Here is a 14,826-nt window from a genome sequence, read left to right on the forward strand (position 1 = left end):
TTTTTCGTACCTTTGCATCACGTTCTAGCCCAAATGGGGATCAGTGCACACGCTATGATCTCAAAATAAGGGCGAGCCGCTAGCTCAGCTGGTAGAGCACAACACTTTTAATGTTGGGGCCATGGGTTCGAATCCCATGCGGCTCACAGACGACCTCGGATACTTTATAGTGATACAACACTTCAGATGGTCTCTCGGTAGCTTACTGGGAGGCTTTTTTGTATCTATGGCTAGCGGTAATACATCCGTCGTCAGCCTCCGTGGGAGTAGTAGCTCATCGTGTGGGGGAAAAATCCCAATCTTCACGTGGCAATAACAGCAAAAGTAGTCGTTTCAGTCCTTTGGGTGCGATATTGTTCTGCTGCTTTGCGCTATATTTCTTATCTTTGCTCTCAGTACTATCAGCTACCTTATGAAGTCTCTAGTCAAACTTGTCCTCACTATACTTCTAGCTACAATAGCCTGTCCGCTGGACATGCTAGCACAGCAAAAAACGTATACGATCGTGATCGATGCTGGTCACGGCGGACATGATGCGGGAGCTTGTGCCTTCGGACGTAAGGAGAAGGATATCAATCTGGCGGTAGCGCTCTTGACTCGCAAATATATTGAGGAGGCACATCCTGAGATCAAGGTCTATATGACCCGATCTACCGATGTCTTCGTCGGGTTGCAGCAACGTGCTAACTTTGCTAATAGGAAGAAGGCTGACCTCTTCATCAGTATCCATACCAACTCGGCTTCGAGCTCCAAAGCCTCTGGCACAGAGACCTATGTGCTGGGTTTGCGCCGTGCTAATGATAATCTAGAGGTCTCTAAGCGTGAGAATCGGGTGATCCTCCTAGAGAAGGACTATAAGGAGACTTACGAGGGCTTTGATCCAAACAGCACGGAGAGCTACATCATCTTTGAGTTTATGCAAAACGTGCACCTTGCGACGAGTATCGATGTGGCCAGCGAAGTGCAGAAGTCCTTTGTCAAGCTGGGCCGAGGCAACCGTAGTGTGCGACAAGGTCCCTTCCTCGTGATACGAGAGACGGCTATGCCGAGTATCCTCGTGGAGCTAGGCTTCATCACAAACAAAGCTGAGTCCGACTACCTCGCTAGTCAGAGTGGTCGTAAGGAGCTGGCGAGAGGTATCGCAGACGGATTCTCTAGATACTATGAGAAGTTTGTACGAGCTACCAGCACCCAGCGACGGAAGCAGCAAGAGACCACCGAGTCAGCATCTGATGAAGAGTCTACAGCGCAGCAGAGTAGTACTACGACCTCAGAGAGTGGGGAGTATTACCGCATACAGATCGCCTCTTCTCGCCAACCGCTCAAGACGAGTGATCCTTACTTTCGCAATGTAAGCGATGTACAGCGTGAGCAGTGTGGCAAGCTTTACCTTTATACGGCTGAGCAGTGCAGCTCTCTCAGTGAGGCGCGTCAGGCTCAGCGACGACTAGCTAAGCGCTATCCAGACTGCTACATCGTACGCTACCGCAAGGGCGTAAGAGATAAAGAAATTTACTAAGAGACACAGCTGCATCATGCCACAGAAAAGACTCATACGACAGACTGTTAAAATAGGATTCTTCACCCTCTTAGCGATTGTAATCCTATATCTAGGGATCACTTACCTCAAGGGGCTCTCCCTATCGGCTCGCTCTAAGACCTACTATGTCGCTATGAATGATGTGACGGGGATCAATGTGGCTACACGGGTCTTCGTCAATGGCTACAAGGTGGGCTCTGTACGGGAGATGAAGTATGACTACCGCAACAATGGCGAGACGATCCTCACGCTCACGCTAGACCCTGACATCAAGCTACCACAAGGTACACAGGTGCAGGTCGCCCAGACGCTCTTCAGTGGTGCACTGGTCAACCTAGTTCTTCCTGAGGTAGAGACGGGTGCCTATATCAATGCAAGAGACACCATACCTATGTCTACTCGCCGATCTGCCAAGAGCTTGGAGCAGCTACAAAACGAGTTCGTGCCGCGACTCTCTACTACGCTCAGCCGTATGGATAGCGTCTTGCTACAGGCCAACGCGATCCTCTCGAACCCCAACATAGAGCCGACGCTCTCTGATGTACGTCAGTCGGCACAGCATATCAACGCTTCGTCAGCTCAGCTACAGCAATCGCTGCGCTCACTTCCCTCAATTATGGGGCGTATAGACGACACCTCGGTAGATGTGGCAAACTTTGCCTCTAGGCTTGACTCGCTGCAGTTACAAGAGACGATAGCCAATCTAGAGAGTACCTCTCGTGAACTCAAGAGCTTCACCCAGAGGCTCAACCAGTCCAATGGAACCGTCGGCAGGCTCCTCAATGAGGATGGACTCTACAACCGCATCGACAGCGTCACGTCCAGTCTTGATGCTCTGATCCAAGACATCAAGGCGAACCCCAAAAAGTATGTCAAGCTCTCGCTCTTCTAATCGCTAATCTCTATGACACGCAATAAAAAGAAGCCACTCAACTGGCTCGATAAGACACTCTTCGTCCTGATGCTCCTCGTCATCGTAGGGATGATCGTAGCACTCTCTGTCGCTGATGGAGCTAAGCTCTACATCCTCCTCGGTGGTGGCGGCTTGCTTGTGCTCAATCTACTTTTCGTCCTCTACTTCGCACGACGCAACAGACTATAAGTGAGCTGGGACTATAAGATGCTTTGGAGACTCTTCATCACTTTCGTTCGCATCGGGGGCTTTACCTTCGGTGGGGGCTATGCTATGCTTTCGCTCATACAGCATGACGTCGTGGAGAAGAACCACTGGATGACCAACGAAGAGTTCATCGACCTCTTTGCCGTGTCGCAATCGCTGCCAGGGGTCTTTGCGGTCAATATGTCCATCTTCATAGGCTATCGGTTGAAGGGCTATATCGGAGCGGTGACTTGTGCTATTGGTGCGACCTTGCCCTCCTTTATCATCATCTTGCTCTTGGCGATGTTTTACCAAGAGGTCAACGACAATGTCTGGGTACAGCGGGTCATGTACGGCATACGCCCTGCAGTCGTGGCGATGATTGCGATCCCCGTCATCACCACCTGGCGCGCGATGAAAGGCACCTGGCGCATCGTCTGGATACCGATCCTATCGGCTCTGCTGGTGTGGCTCATGGGCGTCTCACCCGTCTGGATCATCCTCGGCTCTGCCCTCGGAGGGATCATCTATAGTGTTATGAGAAGGGATTAGGACGGCAAGACAATGATATACTTACAGCTCTTTTGGGTCTACATTCAGATCGGTCTCTTCGGCTTCGGGGGAGGCTATGCGATGCTCTCGCTAATTCAAAACGAAGTGGTCTACAAGTATGGCTGGCTCACCAACCAGCAGTTCACCGACATCGTAGCTGTGAGCCAAGTGACCCCAGGCCCTATCGGGATCAACAGTGCCACCTATATAGGTTACACCGTCACGGGTGGCAATATCCTTGGTTCGCTCCTAGCGACGACCGCCGTGATGCTCCCTTCCTTCGTACTCTGTCTCATCATCTCCCGAAGTTTTCAAGCTTTTAGAAGCAATCGCTACGTCGATGCTGCTTTCCTCGGCATACGCCCCGCCAGTGTTGGGCTCATAGCGGCCGCTGCGCTGATGCTCATGATACAGCCTGGGCTCTGGACGCTCCTCACGCTCCCCGCTGGCACGCCGATCACCGTGGATAATATCATCGTCACGGAGAACTTCATCGACTACCGAAGCTTCATCATCTTTGCCGTGACGGGACTCCTCCTATACAAGAAGTGGGTTCATCCCATCCTGCTCATTGTCCTGGCGGGCATAGCTGGTGTTTTGCTCTACTCTCTATGATGATCACCCCTCGACTACATCCCCTCGTTGGCAAGCGAGCTGCTTTCTACACTTTAGGCTGTCGGCTCAACTATGCCGAGACCTCAACTATCGCACGGCAGCTAGCTACCGTGGGCGTGGAGCGCATCTCTGACGAGCATCACCACACGACGGAGGTGGTACCCGACATTTGCATCGTCAACAGTTGCTCGGTGACCGACACAGCGGACAAGAAGTGCCGCAGTCTCATCAATCGTCTGCATCGTGAGTACCCAGAGGCACTCATCGTCGTGACTGGCTGCTACGCACAGCTGCAAGGCGAGCAGATCGCACAGATGCCTGGCGTAGACCTCGTCGTCGGGTCGGGGCGCAAGAGCGAGATCGTATCGCTCCTTACCGAGCTTTACCAAAAGCGCAACCAAGAGCGCACCCAGCCCCAAGTCGCCACACCCCACGTTACCGCCCGCCGAGAGCTACAACACTTCGAGCCGAGCGTCTCTTCAGACGATCGCACGCGCCACTTCCTCAAGGTCCAAGACGGCTGCAACTACTACTGCACCTACTGCACCATACCTGCGGCTCGAGGCATCAGCCGCAACGGCTCTATCGCCTCACTGGTGGCGCAGGCAGAGCGTGTCGCTGAGCTAGGTGGCAAAGAAATCATCCTGACAGGTGTCAATATCGGAGACTTCGGGCGCACCACAGGCGAGACGCTCCTAGAGCTTCTTCACCAGCTGACACAGGTCGCAGGCATCGCACGCTACCGCATCGGCTCCATCGAGCCAGAGCTACTGACCCCAGAGATCATCCAGTTCGTCGCTGAGACAGCGCAGTTCATGCCACACTTCCACATCCCCCTCCAGTCAGGCTCCGACCAGGTGCTGCGCTTGATGCGGCGGCACTACGACACGGCACTCTTTGCCGAGCGACTCAAGCTCATCTACGAGCTGATCCCCGATGCTTTCGTCGGTATCGATGTCATTGCGGGTATGCGAGGCGAATTGTCCGAGCATCACGCTGAGACGCTGGCTTTCCTCAAAGAGCAACCGTGGAGCCAGCTGCACGTCTTCCCCTATAGCGAGCGCAAAGGCACCAAAGCTCTTGAGATCAAGCCCGCTGTGCCCGCAGCCGAAAAGAAACTTCGCACGCAGGAGCTCCTCGCTCTCTCCAGCGAGCGGCACAACGCTTTCTGCGCCCCCTTCACTGGCTCCGTCCGTCCCGTTCTCTGGGAGGAGACACGCCACGGCGAGATGATGGAGGGCTTCACCGACAACTATATACGTGTCGCCCAGCCGTACAATCCTGAGCTCGTCGGAGCCATCACCCCCGCACGGTTAGCGCACTGGAGCGTGCGGCGACAAACCTTCAGCACCAAGCCATAAGCCGACCTATGAACCGTCCCGACCTAGCCATCGTCGTCCTTAACTGGAATGGGCGCAAGCTCCTCGAGGAGTACATCCCGCCCCTTGTGGCGCACACACCGCCCGAAGTGGCTGACCTCGTGGTCATAGACAATGGCTCGACAGACGACTCACTCGCTTACCTGCAGGAGGCTTTCCCGCAAGTCAAGCTCGTTCGTCTATCTGAGAACTACGGCTTCGCAGGGGGCTACAACCAAGGGCTTCGTCAGCTCGACTACCCTTATTATTGTCTCCTCAATAGCGACGTACGTGTCTCGCCCCACTGGTGCGGCCGGCCACTAGCCTTGCTGAGGGAGGGCTGCGTTGCCGTACAACCTAAGCTGCGCAGTGACCGCCAGACCGAAGCTTTTGAGTACGCTGGCGCTGCTGGTGGTGAGCTAGATCGCTGGGGCTATCCCTTCTGTCGGGGGCGTCTTTTCGACACCGTCGAGCTAGATCACGGACAGTATGACGATGAGTGCGAGATCCTCTGGGCGACAGGCGCCTGCTACTTCGTCAGTGCCGAGGCGTTCTGGAGAGTAGAGGGCTTCGACGAGAGCTTCTTCGCTCACATGGAGGAGATTGATCTCTCGTGGCGGCTCTGGCTCTCGGGCGGTCGTATCCTCTACACTCCCGACAGCGTCGTCTACCATCTCGGAGGAGCTACGCTCGAGATGGGCAGCCCGAGGAAGAGCTACCTCAACTTTCGCAACAACCTCCGCATGCTCTACAAGAACCTCCCCACACGGCATGCCCGCAGGCGCATCCTCCTCTGTCGTATGCCGCTAGACCTGCTCGCTGCCCTCACCTACCTCGTCAAGAAGCAGCCACGACACGCCACAGCCGTGCTACGAGCCGTGCGAGACTTCTACCGCACCCGTCGCCAGCTCGCTCTCTCCACCGACCAGCCCTGGTTCCAGGGCACAGCGACCCCGCCCATAGCGCATTACTCGCTCCTCTGGCAGTACCACCTTCGTCGTCGGCGCACCTACGACCAGCTCCCCTTGTGAGCCTCTTACTTTAAGACTGTTGACTTTTGCAACAGTTTCACTTTAGGAAGACAAAGTAAACCGCTAGGACAAGGCAGGCGAAAGCGGCTAAGTGGTTCCACTGCAACGGCTCCCCACGGAAGAAGATCACCGAGAAGAGTGTAAAGACAGTAATCGACACCACCTCCTGGATCACCTTGAGCTGCATCAAGCTGAAGGCTCCGCCATTGCCGACGTAGCCGTAGCGATTGGCCGGGATCTGAAAGGAGTACTCAAAAAGTGCCAAGCACCAGCTCAGCAAGATAACTAGATAGAGTGGTGTGTGGTCGGTGATGACCCGCATCTGCTCCAGCTTGATGTGTCCGTACCATGCGAAGGTCATAAAGACGTTAGAGACAACCAGCAGAGCGACCGTTAACCAAGGATTCATAGAATAGATCTGTAGATAAGACATTACGGAGTGCAAAGTTAGTAACCTTACCGCACTTCTCGTCGAGTGGCGAGCGCTACCGAGTCCGTAGCGCAAAGCCCACCATCCTTGTTCGACGTATCGTGCTGTCTTCGTAGCATATATGAGTTCCAAAAACAGTTTCCCTCTTGGAACTTTTTAGTTCCAGCGGAGGAACTCTTTAGTTCCAACGGTGGAACCAAGCAAGACTGTTGCAGTTCTCTTGGCTAAAGTGTATCTTTGTCATAGTGTAAACAGAACTCTAAATACTATGGCAACTATATACGACTTCACCGCCCTGACCTCTCAGGGCAAGGAGCTAAACTTAGCCGACCTACGCGGCAAAGTCATCCTCATCGTCAATACCGCGAGCAAGTGCGGCTACACGCCTCAGCTGGCTGGGCTCGAGGAGCTACACAAGCAGTACCACGACAAGGGGCTCGTCCTGCTCGGCTTCCCTTGCAATCAGTTTGGCGGGCAAGACCCTGGCACCGATGAGGAGATACGAGACTTCTGTCAGGTCAACTATGGCGTCACCTTCCAAATCATGCAGAAGGTAGAGGTCAACGGGCCCCACGCCCACCCGCTCTTTAAGTTCCTCAAGGAGGAGACGAGCCAAGACTCAGACCTGCCAGTCAAGCCGATACAGTGGAACTTCAACAAGTTCCTCATCTCCCGTGACGGCACCGACATAACCCGCTACGGATCGGCTAAGCTACCTAAGAACTTAGCCAAGGACATCGAAGCTCTCCTCTAATCCACGACTAAAGCTATGTTTAACTCTCCCATCTACTTCTGGCTCATCGCTGGGCTACTGCTCCTACTCGTTGAACTACTCACGCCCGGCTTCGTCGTCGCCTGCTTTGGCATAGGAGCTTTGCTGGCGATCCTGCCCGCAGCTCTCGGAGCCTCTATTACTTGGCAGGTGATTACCTTTTGTATCGGATCGATCCTCGCCCTTTTGCTCCTGCGTCCTATGGTTTGTCGCCTCAGTCGCAACAAGGAGACCGCCCGTACCGGCATAGAGGCACTCTACGGGCGCACGGCACGTGTCACCGAGTGCATAGACGCTAGTCGTGAAACGGGACGCGTCGCCGTGGACGGGGACAATTGGCGCGCCCGCACGGTGGCACCCGATATGGTGATCCCACGTGGCGAGATGGTGCGCATCGTCAGCAATGACAGCATCGTCATGATCGTCGAGCCTATCACAGAAACAGCTGAATAACAACTAAAACACTACACATATATGGAAGCATCCCTCATCGTACTGGGCGTACTCGTCCTGCTCGTCATCTACATCATCGCCAAGGGGCTAGTCATCGTCCAGCAGTCTGAGACGATGATCATAGAGCGGCTCGGACGCTATCTCAAGACCCTTCCCTCGGGTATCAACCTGATCATTCCTTTCATCGATAAGCCACGCCCTATGGTTTGGCGTATCACAGCTTCATCCAGCAAGGGCGGTACGCTCGTGCGCTTTATCAATACTGACCGCATCGACCTACGAGAGAACGTCTACGACTTCGCCCGTCAGAGCGTCATCACCCGTGATAACGTTGTCACGGAGATTAACGCGGTTCTTTATTTCCAGATCGTCGAGCCACTCAAAGCGGTCTACGAGATCTCCAACCTCCCCGTAGCTATCGAGATGCTCACGCAGACCTCGCTACGTAACGTGATCGGTGAGATGGATCTCGACGAGACGCTCACCAGCCGTGACACGATCAATAACAAGCTGCGCGACATCCTAGACGAAGCGACCAATAAGTGGGGAGTCAAGGTGAATCGCGTGGAGCTGCAAGACATCAACCCGCCCCGAGACATCCGCGATGCTATGGAAAAGCAGATGCGTGCCGAGCGTGACAAGCGTGCGCAGGTACTCACCGCAGAAGGTCAGAAGGAGGCTATGATCCGTGAGTCCGAGGGTCGCATGACTGAGTCGGTCAACCATGCCGAGGGTGAGAAGAAAGCGCAGATCCTCGCAGCTGAGGCTGACGCACGCGCTACCATCCTCCGTGCAGAGGCTGAGGCAGAGGCCATCGAGCGCATCACCACAGCTGTCGCCAGCACGGGCAGCAATCCTACGCAGTACCTCATAGCGATGCGCTATCTAGACACGCTCGAAAAGATCGGACGCAACAGCTCCGACAAGACGCTCTTCCTCCCCTACGAGGCGACGGGCATCCTCTCTGCCCTCGGAGGCATCAAGGAGGTCTCCGCCAGCGAGGTGGGCAACCTCCTCACCAAGGTGGGCAAGCACTAATCCCTCCTTGGCACAGTATGCCATAGAGGCCTAGCAAACTCACACGAAGCGTATGAGCAAGATCTCGATACGATTTTTCAATGACCGAGAGGTGCGAGCCGTTTGGGACGAGACTGAGTCTAAGTGGTGGTTCTCTGTGTTGGACATCATAGGAGTGCTCAACGACCAAGACGATTACAACAAAAACAGGAACTACTGGAAGTATCTAAAGACGAAACTCAAGAGGAAGGAAAGTGAAGTGGTTAGTGCCACTAACCAGTTGAAACTCCTCGCTCCCGATGGAAAGAAGCGACTAACGGACACCCTCGATGACAAAGGAGTCGTGGCTCTCGCACAGAGCTTTCCCAATGATCGGGCTATGCGCTTCGTGAAGTGGTTTGTGGGCGGAGAGGAAACTATTGATGGGCGCAGTCGCTCCAAAGCGTATGCCCTTTTTGAAAGCAACCTCTTAGACAGTATCGAAGTGGGTACGGTGCAAGGGCTGCAACAGATACATGCCTATCTATTCGGTGGACTTTACGACTTTGCAGGACAGATCAGGCAAGTCAATATCGCCAAAGGTGGATTTCAGTTTGCTATGGCTCAGTACCTACCTGACACCCTTACTAGTATAGAGCAAATGCCAGAGCAGACATGGGAGCAGATTATTGATAAGTATGTGGAGATGAATATCGCTCATCCTTTTAGGGAAGGTAATGGGCGTGCCACACGTATTTGGCTCGACTTAATGCTCAAGAAGCAACTTGGGCTGTGTGTGGACTGGAGCCAAGTGGATAAATATACCTATCTCGAAGCTATGAGAGCCAGTGTGGCAGATGCCACAAGCTTGAAATGTCTACTACACGCTGCGCTTACGGATAAGGTAAACGATAGAGAGACTTTTATGAAGGGGATCGACTACTCGTATTATTACGAGCAAGAAGACTGAGTCCCCCTAAGATAAAGATTGACGACTATGAAGTGTTGTCGCAGGAACGGACGCACAGACGTATCGCCTCGTAGTAGGGCTATGGTCTGTGCGTCCGTTGTATTAAAACAATACGAGTAAAGAATACCTACACATGAGCAACACAAAGCAGATAGCCCACGTAAGGGCTCTAGAGGATGGCTCCTACGAGACGCAGCCTCTCTTAGATCATCTACACGGAGTCGCGGAGCTGGCGCAGAGCTATGCTGAGCGCATCACCGATGACCCAGAGCTTGGCGAGATCGGTTACCTGCTGGGACTCCTGCACGACTTGGGCAAGTACCAGGAGGGCTTCCAGCGCTACATACGTCAGCAGTCCGGTTTAGATCCTACGCTCAACGGGTGGCGCACCCCGCACAGCCCCGCAGGAGCACGCTACGCCTACAACTTAAAGCAAGTGGGCGGTAATCAGCAGCTTCTCAAGATCCTCTCGCTCTGCATCGGGGCTCACCATCGAGGACTCTACGATGACTCCGAGTGGCGAGGACAAGTTGTTGACTCTAGTGATACTAAGCGAGCAGTGGCAAACCTAGTCAAGGGACTCCGACCTGAGGCGAGCCAGCTTGAGGAGCTTCTCCACAAAGCCTCTCTGGACAAGGCTACTAAGGCATGGAACAAGATCGAGGAGGATGACTACCAGCTACTGGTTCGTATGCTTTTCTCCTGTTTGGTAGACGCCGACTTCCTCGACACGGAGCGGTTTATGACTCCCGACAAGAGTCTTGTCCGTCAGAGTGCTAAAGCTTCGCTAGAGCAGATGCGCGCACAGCTAGAGGAGTATGTGTCACACTTCAACCGTGAGGGACGGATCAATGAGGCGCGAGCAGCTTTCCTTGACCAGTGTCGCAACCATGGACGCACGGCTCAGCGAAAGATCTACTCGCTCACGCTCCCCACGGGTGCCGGCAAGACGGTCTCCTCGATGATGTGGGCTCTAGAACATGCCATAGCGCAAGGGTGTGAGCGCATCATCTACGTCATCCCCTACACCTCGATCATCACCCAGACAGCGCAAACCTTTAGGGACATCTTTGGGGCGGATCAAGTGCTGGAGCATCACTCAGATGTAGATGCCAAGGAGCGACCTGACGAAGCTATGGAGTACACCAAGCTTATGACGGAAAACTGGGACGTGCCGCTCGTCGTGACGACCAACGTGCAGTTCTTCGAGTCGCTCTATGCTCACCGTGTGAGTCGCTGTCGCAAGCTACACAACATTTGCAACTCGGTCGTTGTCTTTGACGAGGTCCAGATGTTTCCCCCTCGGCTACTCAACCCGATCCTGCGTGTGGTGGAGAGTCTGCACTTCGCCTTCCGTGTGGAGCCTCTCTTCTGTACCGCCACGCTACCAGTCTTTGACAAAGATATCCTGTCAGACAGCAAGCGGATCGGTCATGAGTTCTTCTTCCTCGAGGAACCCATTCAGGAGGTTGTACCGTATGATGCCGAGCGCTTTGCACCCTTTGACAAGGTTCGCTACCATTGGGACCTACTTAAGCTCTCTACGGAGGAGTTAGCGGAGCGATTGGCACAGCACGAGAGCTTCCTCTGTATCGTAAACAGTCGCAAGGATGCGGCTCGTCTCTATACCGCTCTGCAAGCTCAAGACAAGTCGGGCGAGGGGCTGATACATCTCTCACGCAGGATGTGCTCGGCACACATTCAGGAGCGCATAGAGGAGATACGCCGTCGCCTGAAGGCTGGAGAGCCGGTGCGCGTCGTCAGCACGCAGCTGGTCGAGGCTGGCGTAGACCTAGACTTCCCCGTGGTCTACCGAGCGATGGCGGGTCTAGACTCGGTCATGCAGGCCGCTGGGCGGTGCAACCGTGAAGGACGTATGGCAGAGCCTGGCGAGGTCTACATCTTTCGCCTTGATGAAACAGTCAGCCTGGGTGAAATGAGCTGGGCGCAAGGTGCTCTGGAGGATCTCCTTGATCGGCTGGCTGAGCAGGGAGCTCCACAGAGAGAGGAGATCGAGCGTTACTACAAGGCGTTCTATAATGATGTCGACTGCTTCGACAATAAGAGAGATAAGGAAGTTTCCAAACTGCTTTGGAATGTGAATGACGATCGATGTGAAGGGCTACGCTTCGACTATGAGACAGCGAGCGAGAACTTTAGATACATAGAGAATCAGGATATTCCGATCGTCATTCCTTACACCGATGAGGGGAAAGCGATCATCAAGAAGCTCCAAAACAACCTTCCGTTGACACGACAAGAGTACCGACAAATGAATCGTCTTACCGTTGGTCTAAAACGAAAAGATTGTTTAACTTTGGAGGGAAGTGTCTCAGTGAGTGATAGTGGCATCGCTTATCTAACCGATGATAAGCTCTACAGCACGGAGACTGGAATACAGATAATCGACAGGACATTAATATTCACGACAGCATAAATATATGGAAGAGTATATAGATAAGGAGTACTGCCTGCGTGTGCGTGGTCCCTTCGCTTGCTTCACACGCCCCGAGATGAAGGTGGAGCGTGTCAGCTATGATGTGATCACGCCTAGTGCAGCGCGAGCCATCTTTCAGGCAATCTACTGGAAGCCCGCCATACGCTGGGAGATCACGAAGATAGAGGTGCTAGCCCCAATCAAGCGGTTTACCATCAAGCGAAATGAGGTGGCCTCTATTATGAGCAAAGGGAGCACAGGCATCAACATTTCAGAGGATCGTAGACAACGTGCCTCCTACATTTTACGTGACGTGGACTATCGAATCTATGCTAAGATGGTCTACATACCCGTGAGGAACCGCTCAGCTAGCTGTCAGAAGCACTACAACGAGGAGTACAGCGAAGCCGAGCGCAAGGCGGAGAACCCCAGAAAGTACCAAGAGATCTTCGAGCGCAGAGCCAAGGCTGGGCAATGCTTCACGATGCCTTACCTAGGGTGCCGTGAGTTCACCTGCTCCTTTGAGTATGTAGACCTAGAGCATGGTGAGACATCCCTAGAGCCCAAGCCTATTCCTGAGAGTCGCGACCTGAGCATCATGCTCTACGATATGGACTTCGAGCGGGATCGGAAGAATCCCCCAGCTATGTTTTACCATGCGCAGATGACCGAGGGCGTCATCCTCGTTCCCCCGATGGATAGTAATGAGATACTGAGATGATCCTACAAGCACTATACAACTACTACGAGGCGATGCGCAAGGCTCATCGTATAGCAACTCCTGGACTAGAGGTCAAGCCCATTCGCTGGGTTATCGTCATTCGAGAAGATGGATCTTTCGTTCGACTGAAAAACCTCAAAGATCCAAGCGACAAGAAGAGCAAGGGGCAGGACTATCTAGTTCCAGCTGGACTAAAGCGTAGCGGTAAGTGTCCACCTGCACAACCCTTTTGGGACAATCGCAAGTATATCCTAGGGTATGAAGAGAGTGCCGAAGGGGTGTCACCCTGCACGGATCGACTAGAGGACTTCAAGCGACTCATGGCTGAGATCGCTGAACTGTACCCAGACAATGCCAGCTTTCAGGCGGTCTGTCGCTTCTACGAGCACTACCTCGGCGACGAGATGCCTCTGCCCGAGGATGCTCACACCGAGCGCATCTTAGCGTCAGACTGGATGACCTTCCAGCTACAAGGTGACACAGAGCTCTTAGCTACACAAGATGATGCACATGATTATACCGCTCAAGCCTATAATACAGAGGAAAACCTAGGCACATGTCTCATCACGGGAGAGAAAAAGTCCCTAGCGTCATTTCACGCTCGGATTGTAGCCCCTGGCTCTCAGGCGGGTGCAACGATAGCTAGCTTCAACGATCCAGCCTACCTTTCCTATGGTAAGAAGCAGGGCGAGAATGCGCCAATCTCTAAGTACGCATCCTTTGCCCACACCACGGCTCTCAACGACTTGCTCCGCAATGAGCAGACACGCTATACGCTTGGAGATATAAGCTATGTCTTTTGGAATTCGAATCTTGACGATCCTAGTATCAATGAGACCTTTCGTACCGTAATCTTCGAAGGCGTAAAGGATGACGATGCCCAGGAGCCGTCCGACACAGATGATGAGCAACCTAAGCGAAAAGGGAAGAGTAAAAAGAAAGCTCCGAACCCGACGCGGGAAACCTACAAAGTACTTGAGCAGTTCAAAGCTATTCGTGGCAATCGAGGTCAAGGGCAGCATTGGGAGGATGAGAGACAGTTTTACGTACTCGGACTCACAGCTGGCGGACGCATCACCATCAAGTATTGGCAGCAGGGAACGGTGTCGGAGATCTTCGACAGAGTCTACCAGCACCTTGTCGATATGAACATCATTCGCAGGGATGGCAACGTGGACGAGGAGAACCCGCCCCTACGCTCCCTATATGGTATCGTGAAGAGTGTCTCCTCGCCCTCCAAGTCTAGCACCTTTGCCATGAACCTTGTGCAAAGCATCGTTGAGAGCGTTCTCAATGGTACCCCTTACCCTATGACCCTCCAGCAGGCCTGCATCAACCGTATCACGAAGGAGCGTGCGGTCTCCGAACTACGAGCAGCCATCCTCAAGGGTTGCATCAACCGCAAAGCAAGAATATACAAACATCTAAAAGAACTAGATATGGCTTTAGACAAGCAAAACGACAACATCGCTTACCTCGCAGGACGCCTCTTTGCTGTCCTCGAGCAGATCCAGCAAGCTTCACTAGGTAAGGGAGTCAATGCGACCATCCGAGATCGCTTTTACACCAGTGCCTCCACACGTCCCAATATGGTGATGGGAAGACTCATCGCACTATCCAACCACCACCTAAGCAAGTTACGCAAGGAGAAGCCTGGACTAGCCGTGAATCTCGAGAAGCTCCTCGGAGAGATCTTCGCACTGATTCCTGCAGAGGTCCCCACATTCCCGGCGACTTTTTCACTAGATGAGCAGAGCCTCTTTGCAGTAGGCTACTATCATCAGAAAGTCGACACGTACAAGAAGGAAGATACAAATAACTCAACCGAAGAAACAGAACAATAACCCATATA

Annotated in this window: 15 protein-coding genes and 1 tRNA gene; 15 read left to right on the forward strand and 1 reads right to left on the reverse strand. The window is 53.5% G+C overall.

Going from position 1 to position 14,826, the window contains the following annotated elements; genetic code table 11:
- Positions 1 to 73: 73 nt before the first annotated feature.
- The 8 genes from PORAS_RS04490 (at position 74) to PORAS_RS04525 (ending at position 6,195) form a co-directional block, all read left to right on the forward strand.
- Positions 74 to 146 (forward strand) — tRNA-Lys (locus PORAS_RS04490).
- Between the two features lie 266 nt (positions 147 to 412).
- Entirely contained in the window at positions 413 to 1,519 is a 1,107-nt protein-coding gene (locus PORAS_RS04495; RefSeq protein ID WP_013760337.1) for an N-acetylmuramoyl-L-alanine amidase family protein, read from the forward strand.
- Positions 1,520 to 1,535: 16 nt separating this feature from the next.
- Positions 1,536 to 2,432 (forward strand): MlaD family protein, encoded by an 897-nt coding sequence (locus PORAS_RS04500; RefSeq protein ID WP_013760338.1) that lies wholly within the window; start codon positions 1,536 to 1,538, stop codon positions 2,430 to 2,432.
- A 12-nt stretch (positions 2,433 to 2,444) separates the two neighbouring features.
- Positions 2,445 to 2,642 carry a hypothetical protein gene (locus PORAS_RS04505; RefSeq protein WP_004331278.1) on the forward strand — a complete coding sequence of 66 codons (198 nt, stop codon included), beginning with the start codon at positions 2,445 to 2,447 and terminating at the stop codon, positions 2,640 to 2,642.
- 18 nt (positions 2,643 to 2,660) lie between these two features.
- Positions 2,661 to 3,191: a chromate transporter gene (locus PORAS_RS04510; protein WP_013760339.1), complete on the forward strand. Its 531-nt coding sequence runs from the start codon at positions 2,661 to 2,663 to the stop codon at positions 3,189 to 3,191.
- A gap of 12 nt (positions 3,192 to 3,203) precedes the next feature.
- Positions 3,204 to 3,806, forward strand: coding sequence for a chromate transporter (locus PORAS_RS04515; protein WP_004331261.1), 603 nt, complete (start codon positions 3,204 to 3,206; stop codon positions 3,804 to 3,806).
- Entirely contained in the window at positions 3,803 to 5,167 is a 1,365-nt protein-coding gene (mtaB, locus tag PORAS_RS04520) for a tRNA (N(6)-L-threonylcarbamoyladenosine(37)-C(2))-methylthiotransferase MtaB (protein WP_013760340.1), read from the forward strand. Before PORAS_RS04515 ends, mtaB begins: the two co-directional genes overlap by 4 nt.
- 8 nt (positions 5,168 to 5,175) lie before the next feature.
- Positions 5,176 to 6,195, forward strand: coding sequence for a glycosyltransferase family 2 protein (locus tag PORAS_RS04525; RefSeq protein ID WP_013760341.1), 1,020 nt, complete (start codon positions 5,176 to 5,178; stop codon positions 6,193 to 6,195).
- A 37-nt stretch (positions 6,196 to 6,232) separates the two neighbouring features.
- Here the strand turns inward: PORAS_RS04525 and PORAS_RS04530 are convergent, their stop codons facing one another.
- Positions 6,233 to 6,604 carry a DMT family protein gene (locus PORAS_RS04530; RefSeq protein ID WP_007364795.1) on the reverse strand — a complete coding sequence of 124 codons (372 nt, stop codon included), beginning with the start codon at positions 6,602 to 6,604 and terminating at the stop codon, positions 6,233 to 6,235.
- A 289-nt stretch (positions 6,605 to 6,893) separates the two neighbouring features.
- On the opposite strand from PORAS_RS04530, the gene PORAS_RS04535 reads away from it, so the two are divergent.
- The 7 genes from PORAS_RS04535 (at position 6,894) to cas8c (ending at position 14,818) form a co-directional block, all read left to right on the forward strand.
- Entirely contained in the window at positions 6,894 to 7,379 is a 486-nt protein-coding gene (locus tag PORAS_RS04535; RefSeq protein ID WP_004331275.1) for a glutathione peroxidase, read from the forward strand.
- A 15-nt stretch (positions 7,380 to 7,394) separates the two neighbouring features.
- Positions 7,395 to 7,850 (forward strand): NfeD family protein, encoded by a 456-nt coding sequence (locus tag PORAS_RS04540; protein ID WP_013760342.1) that lies wholly within the window; start codon positions 7,395 to 7,397, stop codon positions 7,848 to 7,850.
- A gap of 21 nt (positions 7,851 to 7,871) precedes the next feature.
- Positions 7,872 to 8,888, forward strand: coding sequence for an SPFH domain-containing protein (locus tag PORAS_RS04545; protein ID WP_013760343.1), 1,017 nt, complete (start codon positions 7,872 to 7,874; stop codon positions 8,886 to 8,888).
- Between the two features lie 52 nt (positions 8,889 to 8,940).
- Positions 8,941 to 9,816, forward strand: a complete 876-nt coding sequence (gene fic / locus PORAS_RS04550) for a protein adenylyltransferase Fic (protein ID WP_013760344.1) — start codon at positions 8,941 to 8,943, stop codon at positions 9,814 to 9,816.
- Positions 9,817 to 9,949: 133 nt separating this feature from the next.
- A complete protein-coding gene (locus PORAS_RS04555) occupies positions 9,950 to 12,253 on the forward strand; it encodes a CRISPR-associated helicase/endonuclease Cas3 (protein ID WP_013760345.1) in 2,304 nt (767 codons plus the stop codon).
- 4 nt (positions 12,254 to 12,257) lie between these two features.
- Positions 12,258 to 12,974, forward strand: a complete 717-nt coding sequence (cas5c, locus tag PORAS_RS04560) for a type I-C CRISPR-associated protein Cas5c (protein WP_013760346.1) — start codon at positions 12,258 to 12,260, stop codon at positions 12,972 to 12,974.
- Entirely contained in the window at positions 12,971 to 14,818 is a 1,848-nt protein-coding gene (gene cas8c, locus PORAS_RS04565) for a type I-C CRISPR-associated protein Cas8c/Csd1 (protein ID WP_013760347.1), read from the forward strand. The genes cas5c and cas8c overlap by 4 nt, the downstream gene beginning before the upstream one ends.
- The last annotated feature ends 8 nt before the right edge of the window (positions 14,819 to 14,826 follow it).

The sequence above is a fragment of the Porphyromonas asaccharolytica DSM 20707 genome (assembly GCF_000212375.1).
Classification (GTDB): domain Bacteria; phylum Bacteroidota; class Bacteroidia; order Bacteroidales; family Porphyromonadaceae; genus Porphyromonas; species Porphyromonas asaccharolytica.